Source organism: Couchioplanes caeruleus, assembly GCF_003751945.1.
GTDB classification, from domain to species: domain Bacteria; phylum Actinomycetota; class Actinomycetes; order Mycobacteriales; family Micromonosporaceae; genus Actinoplanes; species Actinoplanes caeruleus.
Genome location: NZ_RJKL01000001.1, coordinates 5,113,792 through 5,136,675, shown reverse-complemented (window position 1 = coordinate 5,136,675; position 22,884 = coordinate 5,113,792). Strand labels below are relative to the sequence as shown.

Here is a 22,884-nt window from a genome sequence, read left to right as displayed (position 1 = left end):
TCCTCCGTCTCCGCGGGAGGCTTTACCTCCGCTCACCGGACAAGTCGGCACCCGTACTGCGTCTCTGAGGACTTGAGGCCGTTCCGGTTGCGATCCGGTGCTGCCGGGTTTCAGCGCTCCCGGCACCGGCGCGAAGAATCTCCTCAAGACCGGCGTGAGGAAATCTCAAATACTCCTCAAGACCGGGGGACCCCCGGCCGACATTTTGCGGCGTCAGCACAACGGCTCACGGACGGGCCGGTCAGGGACCCCCCTTCAAGGAGGAACTTCACATGGGTCTTCGTATCAACCAGAACATCGCCGCCCAGAACGCCTACCGCAGCCTCTCGGTCTCCGACAACCAGACGTCGAAGTCGCTCGAGAAGCTGTCGTCGGGCTTCCGGATCAACCGGGCCGCCGACGACGCCGCCGGTCTGGCGATCAGCGAGGGCCTGCGCAGCCAGGTCGGTGGCCTCAAGGTCGCCGTCCGCAACGCGCAGGACGGCGTCTCGGTCGTGCAGACCGCCGAGGGCGCGCTCAACGAGGTGCACTCGATCCTGCAGCGCATGCGGGACCTGGGCGTGCAGGCGGGTAACGACTCCAACAACGCCGAGGCCCGCGCCAACATCGCCACCGAGGTGCGCAGCCTCAACGACGAATTGAAGCGGATCGGCAACTCGACCAACTTCAACGGCACGAACCTGCTCGACGGCACCGCCGGCGCCGCCGGCGACGGCAAGATGAAGTTCCAGGTCGGCGCCGACGGCGACGCCAACAGCCAGATCGAGGTGGACCTCTCGGGCGCCAACGTCAAGGCCATCGCCGACAGCCTCACCCGCACGACGACGATCGACTCTGGCGACCTTCCCGCCATGGGTGACGTGCTGGAGTTCACCGACGGCACCAACAACGCGTCGGTCACCTTCGCCGCCGCACCCGCCGACGTGGCCGCGACGGTGACGGCGCTGAATCTGGACTCCGACTTCACCGCCAACTTCATCGCGACTGAGGACGCCAACGGAGATCTTGCGATCACGTCGAGGTCCGGCAAGGAGGTGACCGGTGGCACCTCAACGGTGCCGGACGCCACGTTCGGCATCACCGGCGGCGCGGCCACTACCTTCACCGGCCTGAGCTTCACGGATGCCACGGAGTCGCAGTCGGCCATCACCGACCTGGACGCCAAGATCTCTCAGGTGTCGACCGCTCGGGCGCAGCTCGGTGCCTACCAGAACCGGCTCGAGCACACCATCAACAACTCCAACGTCGCCGTGGAGAACCTGTCCGCGTCGGAGAGCCGCATCCGCGACACCGACATGGCGCAGGAGATGATGTCCTTCACCCGCGCGCAGATCCTGACCCAGGCCGGCACCGCGATGCTGTCCCAGGCGAACCAGTCGCAGCAGGGCGTCCTGTCCCTCCTGCGCTGACCCGACACGGTGAGAACCGCCTAGCGACGATCACCGCGGAATAGCTCAGACAACCGAATAGACGGGCGGCCGGCGACATCGCCGGCCGCTCGTCGGTTCGGCGTTCCGGGACCCGGCGGGCAAGGAGTTTTCAGACACTCCTCAAGACCGGCGTGAGGAAATCTCAAATACTCCTCAAGATCGGCGCAGTCCCGTCGACATTGATGGCGTAAGCACCACGGTCCACGGACGGGCCGGTCAAGGACCCCACTCAAGGAGGAACTTCACATGGGTCTTCGTATCAACCAGAACATCGCCGCCCAGAACGCCTACCGCAGCCTCTCGGTCTCCGACAACCAGATGTCGAAGTCGCTCGAGAAGCTGTCGTCGGGCTTCCGGATCAACCGGGCCGCCGACGACGCCGCCGGTCTGGCGATCAGCGAGGGCCTGCGCAGCCAGGTCGGTGGCCTCAAGGTCGCCGTCCGCAACGCGCAGGACGGCGTCTCGGTCGTGCAGACCGCCGAGGGCGCGCTCAACGAGGTGCACTCGATCCTGCAGCGCATGCGGGACCTGGGCGTGCAGGCGGGTAACGACTCCAACAACGACGAGGCCCGCGCCAACATCGCCACCGAGGTCAGCAGCCTCAACGACGAATTGAAGCGGATCGGCAACTCGACCAACTTCAACGGCACGAACCTGCTCGACGGCACCGCCGGCGCCGCCGGCGACGGCAAGATGAAGTTCCAGGTCGGCGCCGACGGCGACGCCAACAGCCAGATCGAGGTCGACCTGTCCTCCGCCAACGTCAAGGACATCGCCGACAGCCTGAGCGCCAAGACGGTTTTCGCCGCGGCCGACCTTCCCGCCATGGGTAACATCATGACGTTCACCGACGGCACCAACAATGCCTCGGTGACCTTCGCCGCCGCGCCCGCCGACGTGCCCGCGACGGTAGCGGCGCTGAATCTGGACGCCGACTTCACCGCCAACTTCGTGGCGGCTGAGGACGCCGACGGAAATCTGGAAATCACGTCGAGGACCGGCAAGGAGGTGACTGGCGGCACCGCGGCAGTCCCAGACGACACGTTCGGAAACACCAACGTCGCTGCCGGAGACGTTACCTACTCTGGCATGCACTTCAGGAATGCAGATCGCGCGCAGGACGCCATCACCGCCCTGGACGGCAAGATCTCTCAGGTGTCGACCGCTCGGGCGCAGCTCGGTGCCTACCAGAACCGGCTCGAGCACACCATCAACAACGCCAACGTCGCCGTGGAGAACCTGTCCGCGTCGGAGAGCCGCATCCGCGACACCGACATGGCGCAGGAGATGATGTCCTTCACCCGCTCGCAGATCCTCACCCAGGCCGGCACCGCGATGCTGTCCCAGGCGAACCAGTCGCAGCAGGGCGTCCTGTCCCTCCTGCGCTGACCCGACACGGTGAGAACCGCCTAGCGACGATCACCGCGGAATAGCTCAGACAACCGAATAGACGGGCGGCCGGCGACATCGCCGGCCGCCCGTCACGTTACAGCCCGACCGACGGCACTCCTCCTGCCTCTTTGAGGACTTGAGGCCGCCGGGTTTCGGCGTTTCCAGGACCGGCGGGGATGGAATCTCAGACACTCCTCAAGACCGGCGTGAAGAAATCTCAAATACTCCTCAAGATCGGCGCAGTCCCGTCGACATTGATGGCGTAAGCACCACGGTCCACGGACGGGCCGGTCAAGGACCCCACTCAAGGAGGAACTTCACATGGGTCTTCGTATCAACCAGAACATCGCCGCCCAGAACGCCTACCGCAGCCTCTCGGTCTCCGACAACCAGATGTCGAAGTCGCTCGAGAAGCTGTCGTCGGGCTTCCGGATCAACCGGGCCGCCGACGACGCCGCCGGTCTGGCGATCAGCGAGGGCCTGCGCAGCCAGGTCGGTGGCCTCAAGGTCGCCGTCCGCAACGCGCAGGACGGCGTCTCGGTCGTGCAGACCGCCGAGGGCGCGCTCAACGAGGTGCACTCGATCCTGCAGCGCATGCGGGACCTGGGCGTGCAGGCGGGTAACGACTCCAACAACGACGAGGCCCGCGCCAACATCGCCACCGAGGTCAGCAGCCTCAACGACGAATTGAAGCGGATCGGCAACTCGACCAACTTCAACGGCACGAACCTGCTCGACGGCACCGCCGGCGCCGCCGGCGACGGCAAGATGAAGTTCCAGGTCGGCGCCGACGGCGACGCCAACAGCCAGATCGAGGTCGACCTGGCCTCCGCCAACGTCAAGGACATCGCCGACACCCTCACGAACAAGACCACGATCACCGGCGCCCTTCCCGGCATGGGTAGCACGATGACCTTCACCGACGGCACCAACGACGCGTCGGTGGCCTTCGCCGCCGCGCCTGCTGACGTGGCCGCCCAGGTGGTGGTGTTGAACAATGACGACGACTTCAACAACCACTTCGTGGCGTCCACGGACGACACCGGAAATCTGGTGGTGTCGTCCAAGACCGGCAAGGACGTGAGTGGCGGCACCGCGGCAACCGCGGATGCCACGTTCGGCATCGCCGGCAACAGCGGCGTCCGGAGCGGCCTGAGCTTCACGGATGCAACGAGCGCTCAGTCGGCCATCACCGCCCTGGACGGCAAGATCTCTCAGGTGTCGACCGCTCGGGCGCAGCTCGGTGCCTACCAGAACCGGCTCGAGCACACCATCAACAACGCCAACGTCGCCGTGGAGAACCTGTCCGCGTCGGAGAGCCGCATCCGCGACACCGACATGGCGCAGGAGATGATGTCCTTCACCCGCTCGCAGATCCTCACCCAGGCCGGCACCGCGATGCTGTCCCAGGCGAACCAGTCGCAGCAGGGCGTCCTGTCCCTCCTGCGCTGACCCGACACGGTGAGAACCGCCTAGCGACGATCACCGTGGAACAGCTCAGTCAACCGCACAGACAACCGAATAGACGGGCGGTCGGCGACATCGCCGGCCGCCCGTCACGTACAGCCCGACCGACGGAGGGATCAGCCTCATGGCCAGTGTTGACGGCCTTGTTACCGGCATGAGCACGACCGACACGATCGCACAGCTCATGAAGATCGAGGCGCTCCCGCAGACGGCGCTGAAGACCAAGATCTCCACCACGAACAAGGTGGTCGCCGCCTACCAGAGCGTGAACAGCAGGCTGTCCAGCCTGGTGTCCGCGGCCAACGCCCTGGGGAGCTCCACCACCTGGGGCGGCATGAAGGCCACCTCGAACTCCACCGCCGCCGTGGTCTCGGCGGCGGCGGGGGCCGGCGCGGGCTCGCTCAGCTTCCATGTCGACAAGCTCGCGTCGACGCACGTCCTGACCTTCTCCGCCGCTTCGGCGGTCAGCTCTGCCAGCGATGCCACAGGATCGCCGGTCCTGGCGGGCAGCACGTTCGACGTGAAGCTCAAGGACGGCACCACCAAGACGCTCAACCCGGCGGACAAGTCGCTCCAGTCTGTGGTTGCCGCAATCAACGCTGAGGCCAACGTCGCCTACAAGGCCGCAGCCGTGCAGATCGGAGCGGGTAAGTACACACTGCAGCTCACCGCCAAGGACAGCGGAGCCGCCGGTGCCGCCGCGATGACCGCCGCAGGAACGCCGACCGGCCTCAGCCTGACCGACCCCACAGTCACGGTCAACGGCACCGATGCTCAGATCACGGTCGGCGACCCCAGCGATCTCACCACCACCGCGTACTCCATCACGTCCGCGACGAACACTTTCGCCGATGTGCTGCCGGGTGTCACCGTGACTGCCGTCAGGGCGCAGGCGGCCACCGACCCGGCGGTGACCATCGACGTCGCCGCCGACGCCGAGGGCATCGCCGCCAAGGTGCAGGCCCTGATCGACAACGCCAACGTGGCGCTGACCGAGATCGCCTCCCAGAGCAAGATCAAGTCTGGTCAGACAGCGGCCGGCCCACTGGTCGGCGACAGCGCGATGCGCAAGCTCACCCAGGACATCCTCGGCGCCGTCTCGGGGGGCATCCCCGGGCTCGGCGCGAACGGCGGCGTCGCCAGTTACAGCGATGTCGGGGTCGCGGTCGACCGCAGCGGCAAGCTCACCTTCGACAAGCAGAAGTTCATCGACGCGTACCAGGCCGATCCGGCCAAGACGCAGGCGTATTTCGACACGTACACGGAAAAGACCGGCGGGACCGACGGGAAGTTCGACCCGGGTTTCGACACTGCCGCCGGACTGGGCCGCAAGATGGAGGCGCTCGGGCTGATCGCCAGCGTGGGCGTCGTCGACCCCACCAACCCCACCAAGCCCACAAAGGGCACCATGCAGGCGCTCATCGAGCGCAACAACAACACCATCAGTCGACTCAACGATCAAGTAAGCGAATGGGACGTCCGGCTGGAGATGCGTAAGTTGGCGTTGCAGAAGCAGTTCTCCGGTCTCGAGGTCGCCCTCGGCAAGATGCAGCAACAGTCCTCCTGGCTGGCGAGTCAGCTCGCCGGCCTCGGCTGAGCGGAGCTCACCCCATGACCAACCTTTCACCGGCCATGCGCGAGCGCTATCTCGCCGACTCCACCGCGACGGCCTCGCCGGCCAAGCTGCTGCTGATGCTCTTCGACCGCCTGGTCATGGACCTCGTCCGCGGCGAGGAGGCGCTGGTCGCCGGCGACCGGCCCGAGGCCAATACGCACCTGAAGCACGCTCAGGACATCGTCACCGAGCTTCAGGTGACGCTGAACGTAGACGCCTGGGAGGGTGCCAAGGACCTGGCCGCGCTCTACACCTTCGCGCAGACGGAGCTGGTCAACGCGAACGTGCGCGGCGACGCGGAGAAGGTCTCGTCGATCAAGAGCCTGATGGAGCCCTTGCGGGACACCTGGCGCGAGGCGGCACTGGCCGTCGCGGCGGCAGAGGGCTGATCCGCCATGGCCGACCAGTGGCGGCAAGCCTGGATCGCGGCGCTCGACGAGCTGGAAGCGGACGTCGAGGACGTCGAGCGGATGATCTCGAACGACCATCGCACCCAGGAACTGCCGCTCGCGAAGCCGTGGGAACCGCCGGCGGGACTCGGACCTCTCCCGCTGGACCTGAAGCCCCGCGCAGACTTCATCCTGACCCGCCAGCTCGAGGCGGCGAAGGCGGCGGCCCTGGCGATCACCGCCAACCGCCGGCAGACGGCCTTCGCCTCACGGGTGGAGGTCGGCACTCCGGGCAAGCAGGTGCCCACCTACATCGACTGCGCCATGTGACCCAGCAGCATCATCGACACCGGAACCCGGTGCCCCCTCGAGGGCGCCGGGTTCCTTTCGTGTGCAACCGGTCAGCAACCGTTCCATGCTCAGCGGATCGCAGGACGGGCCGAAGCAAAAGGTACGAGCAAAGGACTGCTCGGCCAGCAAGCCAAGGACCGGCGCCCCGCACCACTGGGAAGGAACACATCCGTGTTCGATGACGTCGCATCGTCCTCGCTCCGCGTCGCAGTAGCGGGCTTGTCCGCCCGGCAGAACGCCATCGCCAACAACATCGCCAATATCGAGACCCCCGGCTATCGGGCTCGTAAGGTCAAGTTCGAGGAGGCGCTCAGCAGCGCCGTCGCTCACGGCCAGTCGCCCTCGACGGTCGCGCCGAGCGTGCACAACTCGCTTGAGCCGACGCGCCTCAACGGCAACAACGTCAACCTGGACGAGGAGACGCTCTCGCACATCGACACCACGATGCGCTACCAGCTCACCATCCGCGCTCTCGACGGCAAGTACAGCCTGATCCGCGACGCCATCAAGGGGGCCTGACTTAGATGAGCACCTTCAACGCGATCGGTACGGCCGCAACCGGCGTGACCGTGTACCGCAAGTGGCTCGACGCCGTGTCGGACAACATCGCCAACATCGACAATGTCAGCCGGACGTCCGAGAACGCCTTCCAGGCCCGCTACGTCGTGGCCCAGGAGGCGCAGGACGGCAACGGCGCCCAGGTCGGCGGCATCGCCCTGGGCAGCGCCGAGGGCCGGCTCTCCTACGAGCCCGACAACCCGCTGGCCGACACCGAGGGCTACGTGCGCCGCCCGGACATCGACCTCGGCAGCCAGATGGCTCAGATGATGATGGCGCAGCGCTCGTACCAGGCGAACCTGTCGGTCGTCGACCGGGCGCGGGAGTCATACCAGGCCGCGATCAACCTCGGGAAGGGCTGATCATGACCTCCCCGATCGGTGCGCTCGGCGCCGTCGGCGGCCTGACCGGCGTCGGCGGGGTCAGCGGCGTGAGCGGGGTCTCGGGTGCCGGCGGGCTCGCCGGCACCGAGCAGGTCAGCGGACCGAACTCCGACTTCGCCAGCATGTTGTCCAAGGGTCTGGAGAGCGTGCAGGAATCCCAGACCAAGGCGGGCGACCTGGCCGTGCAGGTAGCCAACGGCACGCTCCAGGACCCCGCGCAGTACACCATGGCGTCCACCGAGGCCGCCCTCGGCCTCCAGCTCACCATGGCGATCCGGAACAAGGCCGTCGAGGCCTTCCAGGAAATCATGAGAATGCAGGCCTAAAATGACGGACCGTCTCCCCGCGCCCGTACGCAAGGTCGGCGACACCTTCAAGTCCTTCACCCCGGGACAGAAGGCCGTCACGATCGCGACGGTGCTCGCCCTCGCCATCGGCGGCTACTTCTTCGCCACCTGGGCCTCGAAGCCGTCGTACTCCGCACTGTTCAGCAACCTGTCGAGCAAGGACGCCAGCGCGATCGTCGAGTCGCTGCAGAAGTCCAGCACGCCGTACGAACTGGCCAACGGCGGCACCACCATCATGGTGCCGCAGGACCAGGTGTACGACCTGCGCCTGCAGTTGTCCGGCGAGGGCCTGCCCGGGGAATCGGAGACCGGCTACGCGCTGCTCGACCAACAGGGCATCACCACCAGCGACTTCATGCAGCACACGAATTACCAGCGGGCCCTGCAAGGCGAGCTGGCGAACACCATCAAGGCGATTGACGGCGTCGAAGCGGCGACCGTCAATTTGGTGATTCCGCAGAAGGACGTCTTCGCCGACGACGAGAACAAGACCACCGCCTCGGTGCTGGTGCAGTCGTCTGCCAGCAAACCGCTGTCGAACCAGACCGTCCAGGCGATCGTGCACCTCGTCGCCTCGAGCGTGGAGGGCCTCGACCCGACCAACGTCACCGTGGCCGGCGCGGACGGCAAGATCCTCTCGACCGGCGGCGGCCAGGCCGTGGCCACCGGCGGGGACAGCGGCGCCGACTCGCAGACCGTCGCCTTCCAGAACCGTCTGAACCAGTCGTTGCAGAACATGCTCGACGCCGTGGTCGGGCCGGGCCACGCCGTGGTCACCACCACCGCCGAGCTGGACTTCGACCAGACCCAGACCACCACGGAGACGTACTCCTCGGACCCGAACGTGGCCGCGCTGTCGGAGAGCATCAGCCGCGAGGCGTACAACGGCAACGGCACCGGCACCGGTGGCGTGCTCGGCCCGGACAACATCCAGGTGCCCAACGCCGGTACCGCGAGCGGCGGTCAGTACGAGAACAGCAACGTCGTGCGCAACAACGCCGTCAACAAGACCACCGAGGCCCGCAACAGCGCCCCCGGCGGCATCAAGCGGCTCAACGTCGCCGTGCTGCTTGACGCCACCACCGCGGGTGCGGTGAACCAGGCAGACGTGCAGCAGCTCGTCAGCGCCGCGGCCGGCATCGACCCGACCCGGGGCGACACGATCGCGGTCAGCGCGATGGCTTTCGACACCAGCGCCGCCACCGCCGCCAAGGATGCCCTGGCCGCCTCGGCCGCCGCGGAGCAGAGCGCGAAGCAGAGCTCGCTGATCAAGACGGCGGCGATGGCCCTGGCCGTCCTCTTCCTGATCTTCCTCGCCTGGCGCTGGAGCCGGAAGCAGAAGAAGCGCAAGGCGCTGACCCCGGCCGAGCTCAAGCACCTCGAGGACATGCAGGCCGCCCTGGAGGCACAGCGCCTGGCCGAGCTGAACGCGGCGATCCCGTCGCCAGCGATCGAGGCCGCGAACGTCAGCTACGAGGAGCTCGAGGGCCGCCAGCGCGAGATCGAGCAGATGGTCCAGGACCAGCCGGAGGAGATGGCCGCACTGCTGCGCGGATGGCTGGGCGCCGGGCGCTGACTGATCCGACGAGCCCCACCCCCTGGTTCAAGGAGGAACCGCATTGTCCACACCCGCGCTGAGTACGGCGTCGATGACCGGTCTGCGCAAGGCAGCCATCCTGCTGGTGCGCATGGGCAAGGAAGCCTCGGCCAAGGTCCTGGCCAACATGAAGGAGAACGAGGTCGAGGAGCTCTCGGCCGAGATCGCCCGGCTCGGCAAGCTCGAACCCGACGTGGTCAGCGACGTCATCGACGAGTTCTACGCCATGGCCACGACCAAGCACGCCGGCGCGGGCGGCATGGCCTACGCCCGGGAGCTGCTCGAGGCGTCGCTCGGCAGTGAGCGGGCCGCGCTCATCCTGGACCGGCTCCAGGCGTCGATGACCGACATGCCGTTCAACTTCCTCAGCCACGCCGATCCCCGGCAGTTGCTCTCGTATGTCCAGCACGAGCACCCGCAGACCATCGCCCTGGTGCTGGCGCACATCCCCTCGGCGCTGGCCTCCTCGATCCTGTCCGGCCTCGCGCCCGAGGTGCAGTCGGACGTGGCTCACCGGATCGCGGTCATGGACCGGACCAGTCCGGACGTGATCCGTCAGGTCGAGATGGCCCTGCAGCGCAAGCTCTCCACGGTGCTGCAGCCCGACCAGCTGTCCACGGTCGGCGGCCTGGGGCCACTGGTCGACATCATCAACCGCGCCGACCGCACCACCGAGCGGCTCATCCTCGAGGCGCTGGAGGCCCGCAGCCCGGAGATCGCCGAGGAGATCCGCCGGCGGATGTTCATGTTCGAGGACATCGTCAACCTCGACGACCGGTCGGTGCAGCTCGTGCTGCGCCAGGTCGAGCCCTCCGACCTCGCCACCGCCCTCAAGGGCGTCAACGACGAGGTCCGCAACAAGGTCACCAGCAACCTGTCCGAGCGCGGCCGGGACAACCTCCTGGAGGAGATGGACCTCATGGGCCCGGTCAAGGTGCGGATGGTCGAGGAGTCGCAGCAGAAGATCGTCTCGGTGATCCGCTCGCTCGAGGACTCCGGCCAGATCGAGATCCAGCGTGGCGGCGAGGCCGATGAGCTCGTCGTCTGAGGACCGGCCGGTGCTGCGCGGTTCGGTGGCCGAGTCCGCCGCCGCCGTCCGCTTCGGCGTGGACCTGCGCCGCGACGTACCCGTCGACAGCGCTCCGGTGGAGCGGGCGAAGCAGGAGGCCCGGACCGCCGGCTACGCCGCGGGCTGGGCGCAGGGGCAGCGGGCCGCCGCGGTCGAGGCCGAGACCGTCGTCGAACGGGCCCGGGCGCGCGAGCACGCGCACGAGCAGCGCAGGGCCGCCGCGCTGGCACAGGCGGTCAACGCCCTCGGCCGGGCGGTAACGGGGCTGGAAACCCAGCTCATGCCGACCCTGCACGAGTTGCAGGAGGCCGTGCTGGCGCACGCCTTCGAGCTCGCCGAGGCGATCGTCGGCCGGGCGATGGACGACCCGGAGGGGCGTGCCGCGGCCGCGCTGCGCCGGGCCATGAACGCCGCACCGGACCAGGGCGACATCGTGGTCAGCCTCCATCCCGAGGATTTCCGCAATCTCGTCGGCACGGCAACCGACGCCGACTACAACTACGAGGGCCGGCCGGTGCACCTGCGCCCCGACCCGGCGCTGCGACCCGGCGACGCCGTGGCCGAGACCGGAACCACCACGGTGGACGCGTCGATCGCCGCCGCGGTCGCCAGAGCGAAGGAAGCCCTGCGCCTGTGACCGATGTCTTCCGCAACCGCATCAACGCCGCCCTCACCGCCGCGCGGCCGCTGAGCCGCGGAAAGGTGACCGGCGCCGTCGGCCTCCGGGTCACGGTGAGCGGGCTCGACGCCCGCGTCGGCGACCTGCTCCAGATCGGCGAGGGCGACGAGATGGTCCTCGCGGAGGTCGCGGCCCTCGACGGCGACCGCCTGTCCTGCCTGCCCCTCGGGCCCATCGCCGGCCTCGGCACCGGCAACCCGGTGGTGTCGACCGGCGGCCCGCTGCGCGTGGCGGTCGGTCCCGACCTGCGCGGGCGGATCCTGGACGGGCTGGGCCGGCCGATGGACGGCGGCCCGCCGCTGCTGGGCGACCTGGTGAGCATCGAGGCGGCGCCGCCGTCGGCGATGGAACGCCAGCTCGTCGACGCCCCGATGCCGCTGGGCGTGCGGGTGCTCGACACCCTCGTGCCCTGCGGCCGGGGCCAGCGCATCGGCATCTTCGCCGGTTCCGGCGTCGGCAAGTCCACGCTGATGTCGATGATCACGCGGGGCACCACCGCCGAGCTCAACGTCGTCGCCCTGGTCGGCGAGCGCGGCCGCGAGGTGCGCGAGTTCATCGAGCACGACCTGGGCCCGGAGGGACTGGCCCGCTCGGTAGTGGTGATCGCGACCTCGGACACCCCGCCGCTCGTGCGGCTGCGCGCCCCCCTCGTGGCGACCCGGATCGCCGAGTACTTCCGCGACGAGGGCCAGGACGTCCTCATGCTCATGGACAGCGTCACCCGCGCGGCGATGGCCCAGCGCGAGGTCGGCCTCTCGGTCGGCGAGCCGCCGGCGACCCGCGGCTATCCGCCGTCGGTCTTCGCGATGCTGGCATCGCTGCTGGAGCGGGCCGGCCCGGGCGCACGCGGCAGCATCACCGGCCTCTACACGGTGCTGGTGGAGGGAGACGACCACAACGAGCCGATCGCCGACGCGGCCCGCTCGATCCTGGACGGGCACATCGTGCTGGACCGCAAGCTGGCGACGGCCGGGCACTTCCCGAGCATCCAGGCGCTCGACTCCATCTCCCGGGTGGCCAACAAGATCACCACCCCGGAGCAGAGGAGCGACGCCACCGAGCTGCGCCGGATGATGGCCGCGCACCGCGACGTCCGGGAGCTGGTGGAGATCGGCGCCTACGTGCCCGGCACAAACCCGGACGCGGACCGCGCCACGGCGATCTGGCCGCACATCACCGCGTTCCTGCGTCAGGGACTGGACGAGAAGGTCTCCGCGGAGCAGGCCTGGGCGCAACTGCGCCAGCTCATCGCGGCCTCCTGATCGGTGCAGGTCGGGTGCAGGCGCTCAGCGCGCCGCCGGGAGGGCCGACCGGGACTGTGTACGGCTCTTTCTGGGAGGTCTCGTGAATCGCATGTTCCGGCTCGGCCCCGTGCTGCGTGCCCGCAAGGCCCAGGAGGACGCCGCCCGCGGCGCGGTGATCCAGTCACGCCAGGAGATCCGGGACGCCCAGGCGCTGGTCAAGCGCCGGCAGCTCGACCTCGCCGGTGCGGACGCGCCGTCCGAGGGCACCGCGCGGGCGATGGTCGCCTCGATGGTGGCCCGGCAGTCGCTGGCCGCCAGCCTCTCCGGCGCCCACCGGATGGTCGGCGAGGCCGAGGAACGGACCAAGGAGAAGGTCGCCGAGCTGGCGGACGCGGCGAAGCGCCGCCGCGCCGTGGAGATGCTGTCCGAGCGGCACGCCGAGACCGTCCGCAAGCACGACCTCACCGTCGAGCAGAACAACATCGACGAGATGGCGGTGACCTCGAAGGCGCGCAACGCCGCCCGGGGCATCGACGCGACGACCGAGGAGCGCGCCAACGCCCTGCGCACCGGCGCCGGCTCGATCGCCGACCGGGCCGCCGCGGCCGCCGCCCGCGAGGAGGTCGCCCGCGAGACGGCGTTGGGGGTAGCCGCCCAGCGTCCCTTCATCGACCTCGCCGACGCGCGCGTCGCGATCGAACGGACCCGCAGTCAGTTGCACCTTGCCGCTAAGCGCTCCCCGGAACCCGCCGAACTCGAAGACGAAGGCAACGCCGACGACGACCACGGGAGCCGCGCATGATGGGTGTTCAGGGTGTTCTGTCCCGCATCTCCGAGCTGCAGGCGCAGCTCGGCGTCGCACCGACCACCACTGGCACCGCCGCCGCTTCCGGCGCATCGTTCGCAGGAGCTCTCGCCAGCGCCACGGGCACCACGACCACCACCGCCGCCTCCGGGGTCACCGGGCAGGCCGTGGTCGACGCCGCCAAGAAGTACCTCGGCACCCCGTACGTGTTCGGCAGCACCAACCCGGACAAGGGCCTCGACTGCTCCGCGCTGGTGCAGCGGGCGTACAAGGACCTCGGCATCGAACTGCCCCGTACCTCGGGTCAGCAGGCCAAGGTCGGCACGAAGGTGGACAGCCTCGCCCAGGCCAAGCCGGGCGACATCCTCGCGTTCAACTCGCCGGTCGACCACGTCGCCATCTACCTCGGCGACAACAAGATGATCGCGGCGCCCAAGCCGGGCGACCAGGTCAAGATCCAGTCGGTGTACGAGAAGCCGACCCACATCCGGCGCGTGCTCGGCACCGCCGACGCCAACGCCGCCTCGGCCGCCACGGGCGCCGCCGCCATCCGCCCGGCGAGCCTGCAGAACTCCTCGTCGTTGTCCGGCGTCCCGTACGCGGACATGTTCATCAGGGCCGGCGCCAAGTACGGCGTCTCCCCCAAGCTGCTGGCCGCCGTGGCCAAGGTCGAGTCGGGCTACAACCCGAAGGCGGTCAGTCCCGCCGGTGCGCAGGGCCTCATGCAGCTCATGCCGGGCACGGCCCGTGGTCTCGGGGTGAAGAACTCGTTCGACCCCGAGCAGGCCATCAACGGCGCCGCGAAGCTCCTGCGCAACAACCTGAAGGAGTTCAAGTCGGTGGAGCTCGCGCTGGCCGCGTACAACGCGGGCGGTGGCAGCGTGCACAAGTACGGCGGCATCCCGCCGTTCGCCGAGACCCAGAAGTACGTCCCGAAGGTGCAGAAGGCTCTGGCCGCCCTCGGCTGAGCTTCGGTCCCGACGAGAGGAGGCACTCCGTGACGAGCTCCGTCACCGGTCCGGACCGCAGACCCGCGGTCGACGCCGGAAGCCGTGCGGGTTCCCGCGCCGGCGACGGGGGCGAGGCGTTCGGATCCGCCCTCTCCGCCGAGCTCGACCGCGCCCCGGACGACGACGATCCCGGGCAGCTCCGGGAGCGTGCCCGCGCCGGACAGGCCCGCGAGCACGCGGCCGAGACCCGCCTGCAGAATCGCGCCGCCGACGATCGGGCGGCCGATCGGGCCTCCTCCGCACGGTCGGCCCTGGCCCGCCTCGCCGCGGACCGGGTCGCCGCGGAACGGTCGGTCGAGGTGGCCGTCGCCAAGGGCTTTCAGCTCCGCGCGGCCCAGGACCGGGTCGCCCAGCAGCAGCGACTGTCGCAGGACCGAGCCGACGCGAAGCGAGCGGCACAGCGGCCCGAGACCTCCCGCCCGGACGACGCGTCGGGGACCCGGTCGGAGTACGCGCGCCCCGAGAACTCGCGCCCGGAGAACGCCCGTCCCGACAACGCCCGCCCCGACAACGCCCGCCCCGACAACGTCCGTCCGGAGAGCCGCCGGCCCGCCGAGGCTCGTCCCGAGGCCACCGCCGCACCGGCCGAGTCCGCGGCCGCGCCGGCGGAGGAAGCGGTGACCGACGAGGCCGCCGTCACCACCGAGACCTCCGCGACCGCGGCGGCACATGCCGCGTCGATCGCCCTGGCCGCCGGCGCCATTGCGGCACCGCAGGCCTCCGCCGCCCCGGCGACCGCTCCTGCCACGGCGACGACCGCGCAGAGCGGGGCCGTCGCCCCGGCGGCCACCGCGGCATCCGCGGCGCTGACGGCCGCTGAGGCGGCGGCCGACACCGCCCTGGCGGCGACATCGGGCGCGCAGGCCGCCGCCGCGACCGCCCAGGCCGCCACGGCGAGCCTGCAAGCCGCGTCGCCTGTGACCCAGCCGGGCGCCCCGTTGCCGACCGCCACGCCACTCGCTCCGGACGGCGTGCAGACGGCCGCCGCGCCCGCCGACGCCGCCGCTCAGGCCGCGGCGGCGCTCTCCGGCACCACGACGGCACCGGTGTCCGGCCAGGCGGCGAGCGCCCCGATGGCGACCCCCGCCGTGGCGACCATGCCGCAGCCGCCGACCGCACCGGCCGGGACCGCGAACCTGCCCGGAGCGCCGGAAACGGGCGCAGCGACCACGTCGCCCACGGTTCCGGCCGCTGCCCCACAGACCACTCCAGCTCCGACGGCACCGCCGGCCACTCTGGCTCCCACGACCCCAGGCATCGCGGCTTCAACGACCGGACTCGTCCCCGGGGCCGTCGGCGCGGCCGCCGCCGCGACGGCCGAGAGTGCCGCGGCCCTCCCTGACCCCAATGGCGCGCCCACCACCGACACCGTGGCCACCGGTCCGGCCCCGGCCGACACGTCCGGCACGGCCGGCGGCTCAGCCGGCGGCGAGCACGGCGGGAACGCCGGCGGAGCGGGCAGCGGCGGGGCGGGCACCGGTCAGGGTGCTTTCACGCCGGCGACGAGCTTCGGTGTGCCCGGTCAGGAGACGCCGGTGGGTATCACCGGCGTCGCACCGACCGCACCCACGGCACCGGCAGCCCCCTTGGCACCCACCGCGCCGGCCGCGGCGGCGCCTCCGCTGCCGGGTCCGGTGGCCATGCAGTTGGCGACCCGGATCACCCCGCTGCGCCTGGACGCCGACGGCGTGCACCGGCTCACCGTCAACCTGCACCCGGTCGACCTCGGCCCGGTCCAGATCGTGGCGGAGATCCGCAACGGCGAGATCAACCTCCAGCTCTCCAGCTCGACCGATGCCGGGCACGAGTCGCTGCGGGACGCGATGGACGACCTGCGACGTGAGTTGCAGCAGTCCGGTTTCGGCAACGCGTCGCTGGATCTGCGGCAGGGCCCGAACCAGGAGCAGGCGCGGCAGCAGTTCGCCTTCATGAACGACGGCAACGCTCGCACCGGGAACGGGCGGGAAGCCACGGCACCGGAGTCCGCCGAGACCGCCACACCGGTGCCCTCTCGTCCCAGCGACACCAGCCGTCTCGACGTACAGGCATAAGCTCGTCCGACCGGAAAATTGGGGCTAAGCGAATCGCCGTGCCCGCCGAACCTGAGTGCGAGGGTCACCGAGCGACTTCAGGAGGTCCGGCCGCATGACTTCGCCGATCAACGGGTTCGTCAGCAACACGTACGACGACAAGAAGGCTTCTTCGACGTCGTTCTACACCAACAAGACGACCACGGACGCCGGCAGCAGCAGGTCGGTCGCCGACCAGGACACGTTCCTGAAGCTGCTGGTGGCACAGCTCAAGTACCAGGACCCGTCGAACCCGGCGGACTCCACCCAGTTCCTGGCGCAGACCGCGCAGTTCACGCAGGTCGAGAAGCTCGGTCAGATCGCCGAGATGATGCAGGCCCAGCAGCTGATCGGCGCCAGCGCGCTGGTCGGCCGCACGGTCACGTACCAGGACGCCAACGGCGCCACGCAGACCGGCGTCGTCACGAAGACCAAGCTCAACGGAGACAGCGAACCGACGCTCGTGGTCGGGAACATGGATGTGCAGCTGTCGAAGGTCACGGAAGTCCAGCAGATGCCGGCCGCGCAGCCCGCGACCGGTACCACCAGCCCGACCGGCACGGACGCCGGTGCCACGGGCGCCGCTGGACAGACCGCTACCGAGAACATTGCCTCCGATTCCGCTACCACGAAGGACAACTGACCTATGCTGCGTTCTCTCTTCTCCGGCATCAGCGGCCTGCGCGCGCACCAGCAGATGATGGATGTGACCGGAAACAACATCTCCAACGTGAACACCACCGGTTACAAGTCCAGCCAGACCGTGTTCCAGGACACGCTGTCGCAGATGGTCAACGCCGCCGGCGCGCCGCAGAACGACTCGGGTGGTACCAACCCCGCGCAGGTCGGTCTCGGTGTGCGTACCGCGAGCGTCAACGCGAACTTCAGCCAGGGCGCCGCGCAGACCACCGGTAAGTCCGGCGACATGATGATCCAGGGTGACGGCTTCTTCATGGTCAAGGGTGGCGGCGAGACGCTGTACACCCGGGCAGGCTCGTTCACCTTCGACGCGAACGGCAACCTGACCACGCCCAACGGGCAGATGGTGCAGGGCTGGTCCGCCGACACCGACGGCGTGGTCAACTCGGCGGGTGCGCCGGAGCCGATCAAGCTGCCGATCGGCATCAGCCTCCAGCCGGAGGCGACCGAGAGCATGACCTTCACCGGCAACCTCTCCTACGAGGCCGCCCTGAATGACTTCAAGGTCATCCCTGTGCCGGTCATCGACGCGACCGGCGCCTCCAGCACACTCAATGTGCGCCTGGAGAAGACGGTCATGCCGGCCGCCGGCCCGCCGGCAGTGGCCGCGCAGTGGACGTTGCAGCTGCCGGACGGTCCGAACCCGGCGACCCCCTACGCCGGCGGCACCAGCCAACCCCTCAACTTCCCCAACGGCAGGCCGGTCGACCCGGGCAACCCGGCCCTGCCGGCCACCACGGTGGCCCTCGGGCCCTACACCATCGACGTCCGCGACCTCACCCATTACAGCGGTGAGACCGAGGCCCGGGTGAGCGCGTCGGACGGTGCGGCGGCGGGCATCCTGGCCTCGTACACCGTGTCGAACACCGGGCAGATCGTGGGTGTGTTCTCGAACGGCCTGAAGCAGACCCTCGGCCAGCTCGCCCTGGCGAACTTCAACAACGTCAACGGCCTGGAGAAGATCGGCGACTCGATGTTCCGCAGCACGGTGAACTCGGGCCTCGCCCAGGTCGGCGCCGCAGGCTCGGCCGGGCTCGGCCTGATCAACAACGGCGCGCTGGAGATGTCGAACGTCGACCTGGCGCAGGAGTTCACCAACCTGGTGATCGCCCAGCGCGGCTTCCAGGCGAACAGCCGGATCATCACCACCTCCGACGAGATCCTCCAGGAACTCGTCAACCTCAAGCGCTGATAACCGCACAACTCCGGCGGAAGCCGGGACGGGCCACACGGCTCGCCCCGGCTTCTTCATTTCCGGCGTAGCTCGCACCCGTAAAGAGACCGGAGCGCGCTTATCAGCAACCGTCGCTCCGCCGAATGGTGATGTGAACGGGCCACGGATGGCCCCACCAGCCGCTAAAACGCCCCAAGGACGGACGTCGTGATCCTCGTAACCCGCCTCAACGGAACCGTTTTCGCCCTCAACCCGGACCTCGTCGAGCGTGCCGACTGCACGCCAGACACGGTCATCACGCTGGTGGACGGCACCAAGTACGTCATCGCCGAATCCGTGCCCGAGTTCATCGACTCGGTGCGCCACTACCGCGCCTCGCTGATCGCCCAGGCGAGCCGCGTCGAGACCGAGCCCGCCCTGACCCAACCCGAAGACGAGCAGGCGCCGCAGGCCACTGCGACCGTGCTGCCGCTGCACCGGAAGGACCGCTGATGGACCTCGCCGCCATCATTGGGGTCGTCGTAGCCCTGATCATCGTCTTCGTTGTGCAGATCCTGGAGGGCGGTACCCCGGCCTCCATCCTCCTGCTCCCGGCGATGCTGCTGGTCTTCGGCGGTGCCTTCTGTGCCGCCATGGCCGGCGGTGTGCTGAAGGACGCCCTCGGCATCGGCGGCCTGCTGCAGAAGGCCTTCATGGCCAAGGTGGCCCCGCCGAGCAAGCTGGTCGACGACATCGTCAAGCTCGCCGAGCGGGCCCGCCGCGAGGGCCTGCTGGCCCTCGAGGACGCGGTCAAGACGGTCGAGCACCCGTTCCTGAAGCGCGGCCTCCAGCTCGCGATCGACGGTACGGACCCGGAGGAGCTGCACGACATCCTCCACGCCGAGATCGCGGCGAAGAAGAAGGCCGACAAGGCCGGCATGAAGATCCTCGAGAACATGGGCGGCTACGCACCGACCATCGGCATCATCGGTACGGTCATGGGCCTCGTGCACGTGCTCGAGAACCTGGACAAGCCCGAGACGCTGGGTCACTCCATCGCCGCGGCGTTCGTCGCGACCCTCTGGGGTGTGCTCTCCGCCAACGTGATCTTCCTGCCCCTCGCCTCCCGTCTGACCCGTCTCTCCGGCATCGAGGTGGACGAGATGGAGCTGGTCATCGACGGCGTGCTGGCCATCCAGGCCGGCTCGAACCCCCGCCTGGTCGCGCAGAAGCTCCGCAGTCTGCTGCCGCCGGACGCCGCCAAGGCCGCCGAGGCCGCCGCCACGACGAAGAAGGCCGCTTAATCATGAGTTCCGGGGGAGGAGCCCGCCGCAAGAAGGGCGGGCACGAGGAGCACGAGGAGCACGTCAACCACGAGCGCTGGCTCGTGTCGTACGCCGACATGCTCACGCTGCTGTTCGTGTTGTTCGTCGTGCTGTTCAGCATGAGCAACGTCGACAAGGCCAAGTTCGCCGAGCTGGCGGCCGGCCTGTCCGAGGGCTTCGGGGCGAGCAGCGCGGCCTTCCAGGGCAGTCCGCAGGTGCTCGAGGGCGCGGGCGAGGCCACGAACGTGGTGGCCATCGACCCCGGCGTCAACCCGGGTGACGGCGGCAGCGGCACGGCCGGCATGAGCAAGGAGCAGGCCGAGGCCGTGAAGCGGGCGGTGCTCGCGGAGAGCCGCAAGGAGGCCTCGGCGAACGCCAAGGAGGCGGCGAAGGAGGCGGAGAACCTCAAGGAGATCGAGCGCCGCATCGCCGACGCACTGGCCAAGGCGAAGCTGCTCGACCAGGTCAAGTTCATGATCGACCGGCGTGGTCTGGTGATCACCGTGGTGACCAACGAGGTGGTCTTCGCGGGCAACCGTGCCGAGCTGAGGCCGGGCGGCCGCAAGATCCTCGATGCCATCGCGCCGACGCTCGCCAAGCTGCCCAACAACATCGAGGTCGACGGCAACACCAACCAGCTCAAGGCGGCGGTCACGTACTACCCCAGCGGGTGGGAGCTGTCCGCGGCACGCGCCTCGACGACCGTGCGGTACCTGGTGGAGCGCGGGCTGGCCAAGGACCGGATGAGCGCGGTCGGATTCTCCGACACCAAGCCGCTGATCGACCCGAAGGACCCGCGGTCCATCACGATGAACCGCCGCGTCGACGTGGTCGTCCTGACCATGCTCAACGCGGAGCAGGCGGTGCTGCTGCCGTCCGCGGCGGGCCCGGACAGCAAGTTGCACACCGGTGAGACCACGGCCGAGGCGGCCGCGAAGGCTAAAGCCACGGCCGCCACGTCCGAATCGAGCAGCGGGTCCCCGGCCACGGCCGAGACCGGCACCACCACTACCCACGACTGACACGACAGGAGGAGTTCCGATGGCAGAAAAGAAGGACGCTACGGCCGAGGCGCCCAAGAAGTCCAAGAAGCTACTGATGGTCATCATGCTCGTCGTCGTGCTGCTCGCCGGTGGCGGTGCGGGCGCGTACTTCATGTTCCTGAGGAGTCAGCCCGCCGAGGCCAAAGAGCTGGTCAAGGGCGCGGTCGTGACGATCGAGAACCCGCTGACGATCAACCTCGCCGAGGGCCACTACCTCAAGATGGGCTTCGCGCTCCAGATGACCGAGGAGGCCGGCGAGGAGGAGATCAACACCGCCGAGGCGATCAACCTGGCGATCGACCAGTACACGGGCAAGAAGATCGGCGAGCTCGAGACGGAAAAGGGTCGCGAGGCGGCGAAGAACGAACTGCTCGAGAAGATCGAGAAGGCGTACAACGTCGAGGACAAGCACCTCGTCATGGGGATCTACTTCACCTCGTTCGTCACGCAGTAGCTCAGCGATTCCGATGGGCGGGTCCGCGACGTGCGGATCCGCCCATTAGTCGTATAGCACCTCAAAGCACGCCCTACGCCTCAGCGGCTGCGCAACCGAGCCGATGAGGACGACGTGACCACGTCCCCGTCCCGACCCCCCGGAAGAATGTCCCGCCGCGGCGCGAGCGCGGGGCCCACGCAGTACGACTTCCGGCGGCCGATCAAGCTGTCCCGCGACCACGTCCGGACCCTGCAGATCGCCTTCGAGACATACGCCCGTAGCTGCGGCACCCTGCTCACCACTCGCCTCCGGACGGTCAGCAGTGTCTCGCTGATCTCGATCGAGCAGCTCACCTACGACGAGTACGTCGCCACCCTCGCCAACCCCACCCTGATCGCGGTGGTGTCGATCGACCCACTGCCCGGCACGGTGCTGATGGAGATGGCCAGCTCCGCGGTGATGACCGCCATCGACCACATGCTCGGCGGCCCGGGCGGGCCCCAGCCGGAACGGCCGCTGACCGAGGTCGAGATGCCCCTGCTGCGCGGGCTGCTCGAGCGCATGCTGGGCGAGCTGCGATACGGCTTCGAGACCCTGGTCGACATCCAGCCCAAGCTGCGCGAGATCGAGTACAACGCCCAGTTCCTGCGCACGCACCAGCCGGGCGACGCGGTGGTGGTCGCCACCTTCGAGATGAAGGTCGGCACCGAGGAGTGCATGGCCAGCATCTGCCTGCCGTTCAACACCATCCTCCCGGTCCTGGAGAAGCAGGAGGCGATCGAGCTCTCGCCGGCCGAGCGGATGGCCCGCGAGACCGCACACCGCAACCTGACGGCCGGACTTTCCGCGGCGCCGATTGACGTAGCTGTCCGATTCCAGCCCATCCGGATGCGTACCGATGACATCGTGGATCTACGTCCCGGAGACGTCGTGCCGCTGGCGCACCCGACCAGTCTGCCGCTCGAGGTAACCGTCAACGAGGCCGTCTTCGCACATGCAGTTCCCGGTAACCAGGGTGCCCGGCTCGCGTGTCTCGTCGTGCCGTCGCCGCCCAAGGAGGAAAAACGCAGATGACCGCGCCCACGATCACCGACCCGCAGCTGGCGCTGGTCAGGACCGCCGCGCAGGCGGCCCTGGCGGTGCTCCCGACGAGCCGTGAGCTGTCGGTCGGCGCGCCCGTGGCCGCGAGCGGCGACATGCTGACCTCCGGGCAGGCGATCACCGCGAAGTTCAGCGGTGCGGCCACCGGCGAGGTCGTCGTCGTGGTCGGCCAGGACCTGGCCGACGCGCTCAAGGAGAGCCCGCTCGGCGAGCTGGACCTGACCGCCGCCGTACGCCCGGCGCTGGAAGCCGCCGCCCGCTCGTTCGGTCCCGTCGTGCTCGACCCGGGTCAGCTCATGGAACCGGGTGTCGCGCTCAGCGCGGTGGCCGCGAAGTCCGATGCGGTGGCCGTTCCCCTGCTCGACGGCGGCGACATCCGGGCCGTGCTGGCGTTGTCGCTCAGCCCCTGGCCGGCCGACCCGGGAGCCGGCGGGGTGGCCCGGCGCGGCGGCGGCGATGCGGCGGTGATGCGCGGCGGCCTGGACATGCTGCACGACGTCGAGATGGAGGTCTCCGCCGAGCTGGGCCGCACCCGGATGAGCGTGCGTGAGCTCCTGTCGCTGAGCCCGGGCGCGATCGTGGAGCTCGACCGCGCCGCCGGCAGCCCCGCGGACCTGCTGGTGAACGGGCGGCTGATCGCGCGCGGCGAGGTCGTGGTCATCGACGAGAACTTCGGCATCCGGATCACGGAGATCCTCTCCCCCGGGAGCGGGGAGTAGACG

The 22,884-nt window shown here is 69.2% G+C and carries 24 protein-coding genes; all 24 read left to right on the top strand.

Going from position 1 to position 22,884, the window contains the following annotated elements:
* Window positions 1-272 precede the first annotated feature (272 nt).
* On the top strand, window positions 273-1,409 hold the full coding sequence (locus EDD30_RS41530; protein ID WP_123678468.1) for a flagellin N-terminal helical domain-containing protein: 1,137 nt from the start codon (window positions 273-275) through the stop codon (window positions 1,407-1,409).
* A 267-nt stretch (window positions 1,410-1,676) separates the two neighbouring features.
* The gene (locus tag EDD30_RS41525; protein ID WP_123678467.1) at window positions 1,677-2,819 is read left to right on the top strand and encodes a flagellin N-terminal helical domain-containing protein; all 1,143 of its coding nucleotides are present in this window, start codon (window positions 1,677-1,679) and stop codon (window positions 2,817-2,819) included.
* 324 nt (window positions 2,820-3,143) lie between these two features.
* Window positions 3,144-4,274, top strand: a complete 1,131-nt coding sequence (locus tag EDD30_RS41520; protein ID WP_123678466.1) for a flagellin N-terminal helical domain-containing protein — start codon at window positions 3,144-3,146, stop codon at window positions 4,272-4,274.
* A gap of 169 nt (window positions 4,275-4,443) precedes the next feature.
* Window positions 4,444-5,886 carry a flagellar filament capping protein FliD gene (gene fliD / locus EDD30_RS22885; RefSeq protein WP_071807812.1) on the top strand — a complete coding sequence of 481 codons (1,443 nt, stop codon included), beginning with the start codon at window positions 4,444-4,446 and terminating at the stop codon, window positions 5,884-5,886.
* Window positions 5,887-5,900: 14 nt separating this feature from the next.
* The gene (gene fliS, locus EDD30_RS22880; RefSeq protein WP_071807811.1) at window positions 5,901-6,293 is read left to right on the top strand and encodes a flagellar export chaperone FliS; all 393 of its coding nucleotides are present in this window, start codon (window positions 5,901-5,903) and stop codon (window positions 6,291-6,293) included.
* A gap of 6 nt (window positions 6,294-6,299) precedes the next feature.
* On the top strand, window positions 6,300-6,623 hold the full coding sequence (locus EDD30_RS22875) for a hypothetical protein (RefSeq protein WP_071807810.1): 324 nt from the start codon (window positions 6,300-6,302) through the stop codon (window positions 6,621-6,623).
* Between the two features lie 192 nt (window positions 6,624-6,815).
* Window positions 6,816-7,163 (top strand): flagellar basal body rod protein FlgB, encoded by a 348-nt coding sequence (locus tag EDD30_RS22870; RefSeq protein WP_071807809.1) that lies wholly within the window; start codon window positions 6,816-6,818, stop codon window positions 7,161-7,163.
* Window positions 7,164-7,168: 5 nt separating this feature from the next.
* Window positions 7,169-7,564 (top strand): flagellar basal body rod protein FlgC, encoded by a 396-nt coding sequence (locus tag EDD30_RS22865; RefSeq protein WP_071807808.1) that lies wholly within the window; start codon window positions 7,169-7,171, stop codon window positions 7,562-7,564.
* Window positions 7,565-7,566: 2 nt separating this feature from the next.
* Complete coding sequence (gene fliE / locus EDD30_RS22860) at window positions 7,567-7,911, top strand: flagellar hook-basal body complex protein FliE (protein WP_071807807.1); 345 nt, start codon at window positions 7,567-7,569, stop codon at window positions 7,909-7,911.
* 1 nt (window position 7,912) lies between these two features.
* Window positions 7,913-9,508: a flagellar basal-body MS-ring/collar protein FliF gene (gene fliF / locus EDD30_RS22855; RefSeq protein WP_071807806.1), complete on the top strand. Its 1,596-nt coding sequence runs from the start codon at window positions 7,913-7,915 to the stop codon at window positions 9,506-9,508.
* Between the two features lie 43 nt (window positions 9,509-9,551).
* Window positions 9,552-10,577 (top strand): flagellar motor switch protein FliG, encoded by a 1,026-nt coding sequence (fliG, locus tag EDD30_RS22850; protein WP_071807805.1) that lies wholly within the window; start codon window positions 9,552-9,554, stop codon window positions 10,575-10,577.
* Window positions 10,561-11,235, top strand: a complete 675-nt coding sequence (locus tag EDD30_RS22845) for a FliH/SctL family protein (RefSeq protein WP_244945368.1) — start codon at window positions 10,561-10,563, stop codon at window positions 11,233-11,235. Before fliG ends, EDD30_RS22845 begins: the two co-directional genes overlap by 17 nt.
* Window positions 11,232-12,539, top strand: a complete 1,308-nt coding sequence (locus EDD30_RS22840; RefSeq protein ID WP_071807804.1) for a FliI/YscN family ATPase — start codon at window positions 11,232-11,234, stop codon at window positions 12,537-12,539. The genes EDD30_RS22845 and EDD30_RS22840 overlap by 4 nt, the downstream gene beginning before the upstream one ends.
* A gap of 82 nt (window positions 12,540-12,621) precedes the next feature.
* On the top strand, window positions 12,622-13,323 hold the full coding sequence (locus EDD30_RS40805) for a flagellar export protein FliJ (RefSeq protein WP_244945367.1): 702 nt from the start codon (window positions 12,622-12,624) through the stop codon (window positions 13,321-13,323).
* Complete coding sequence (locus EDD30_RS41515) at window positions 13,320-14,294, top strand: transglycosylase SLT domain-containing protein (RefSeq protein WP_071807803.1); 975 nt, start codon at window positions 13,320-13,322, stop codon at window positions 14,292-14,294. The genes EDD30_RS40805 and EDD30_RS41515 overlap by 4 nt, the downstream gene beginning before the upstream one ends.
* A gap of 29 nt (window positions 14,295-14,323) precedes the next feature.
* The gene (locus EDD30_RS39295) at window positions 14,324-16,387 is read left to right on the top strand and encodes a flagellar hook-length control protein FliK (protein WP_170208285.1); all 2,064 of its coding nucleotides are present in this window, start codon (window positions 14,324-14,326) and stop codon (window positions 16,385-16,387) included.
* A gap of 94 nt (window positions 16,388-16,481) precedes the next feature.
* On the top strand, window positions 16,482-17,048 hold the full coding sequence (locus EDD30_RS22815) for a flagellar hook assembly protein FlgD (protein WP_071809742.1): 567 nt from the start codon (window positions 16,482-16,484) through the stop codon (window positions 17,046-17,048).
* Between the two features lie 3 nt (window positions 17,049-17,051).
* The gene (locus EDD30_RS22810) at window positions 17,052-18,296 is read left to right on the top strand and encodes a flagellar hook protein FlgE (protein WP_071809743.1); all 1,245 of its coding nucleotides are present in this window, start codon (window positions 17,052-17,054) and stop codon (window positions 18,294-18,296) included.
* A gap of 189 nt (window positions 18,297-18,485) precedes the next feature.
* Window positions 18,486-18,770 (top strand): flagellar FlbD family protein, encoded by a 285-nt coding sequence (locus EDD30_RS22805; RefSeq protein WP_071809744.1) that lies wholly within the window; start codon window positions 18,486-18,488, stop codon window positions 18,768-18,770.
* Window positions 18,770-19,561, top strand: a complete 792-nt coding sequence (locus EDD30_RS22800; protein ID WP_071809745.1) for a motility protein A — start codon at window positions 18,770-18,772, stop codon at window positions 19,559-19,561. The genes EDD30_RS22805 and EDD30_RS22800 overlap by 1 nt, the downstream gene beginning before the upstream one ends.
* A gap of 2 nt (window positions 19,562-19,563) precedes the next feature.
* Entirely contained in the window at window positions 19,564-20,604 is a 1,041-nt protein-coding gene (locus EDD30_RS22795; protein WP_071809746.1) for an OmpA/MotB family protein, read from the top strand.
* A gap of 19 nt (window positions 20,605-20,623) precedes the next feature.
* Entirely contained in the window at window positions 20,624-21,079 is a 456-nt protein-coding gene (locus tag EDD30_RS22790; protein ID WP_071809747.1) for a flagellar basal body-associated FliL family protein, read from the top strand.
* Between the two features lie 114 nt (window positions 21,080-21,193).
* On the top strand, window positions 21,194-22,135 hold the full coding sequence (locus tag EDD30_RS22785) for a flagellar motor switch protein FliM (protein WP_244945366.1): 942 nt from the start codon (window positions 21,194-21,196) through the stop codon (window positions 22,133-22,135).
* Complete coding sequence (gene fliN, locus EDD30_RS22780; protein WP_071809749.1) at window positions 22,132-22,881, top strand: flagellar motor switch protein FliN; 750 nt, start codon at window positions 22,132-22,134, stop codon at window positions 22,879-22,881. Before EDD30_RS22785 ends, fliN begins: the two co-directional genes overlap by 4 nt.
* The last annotated feature ends 3 nt before the right edge of the window (window positions 22,882-22,884 follow it).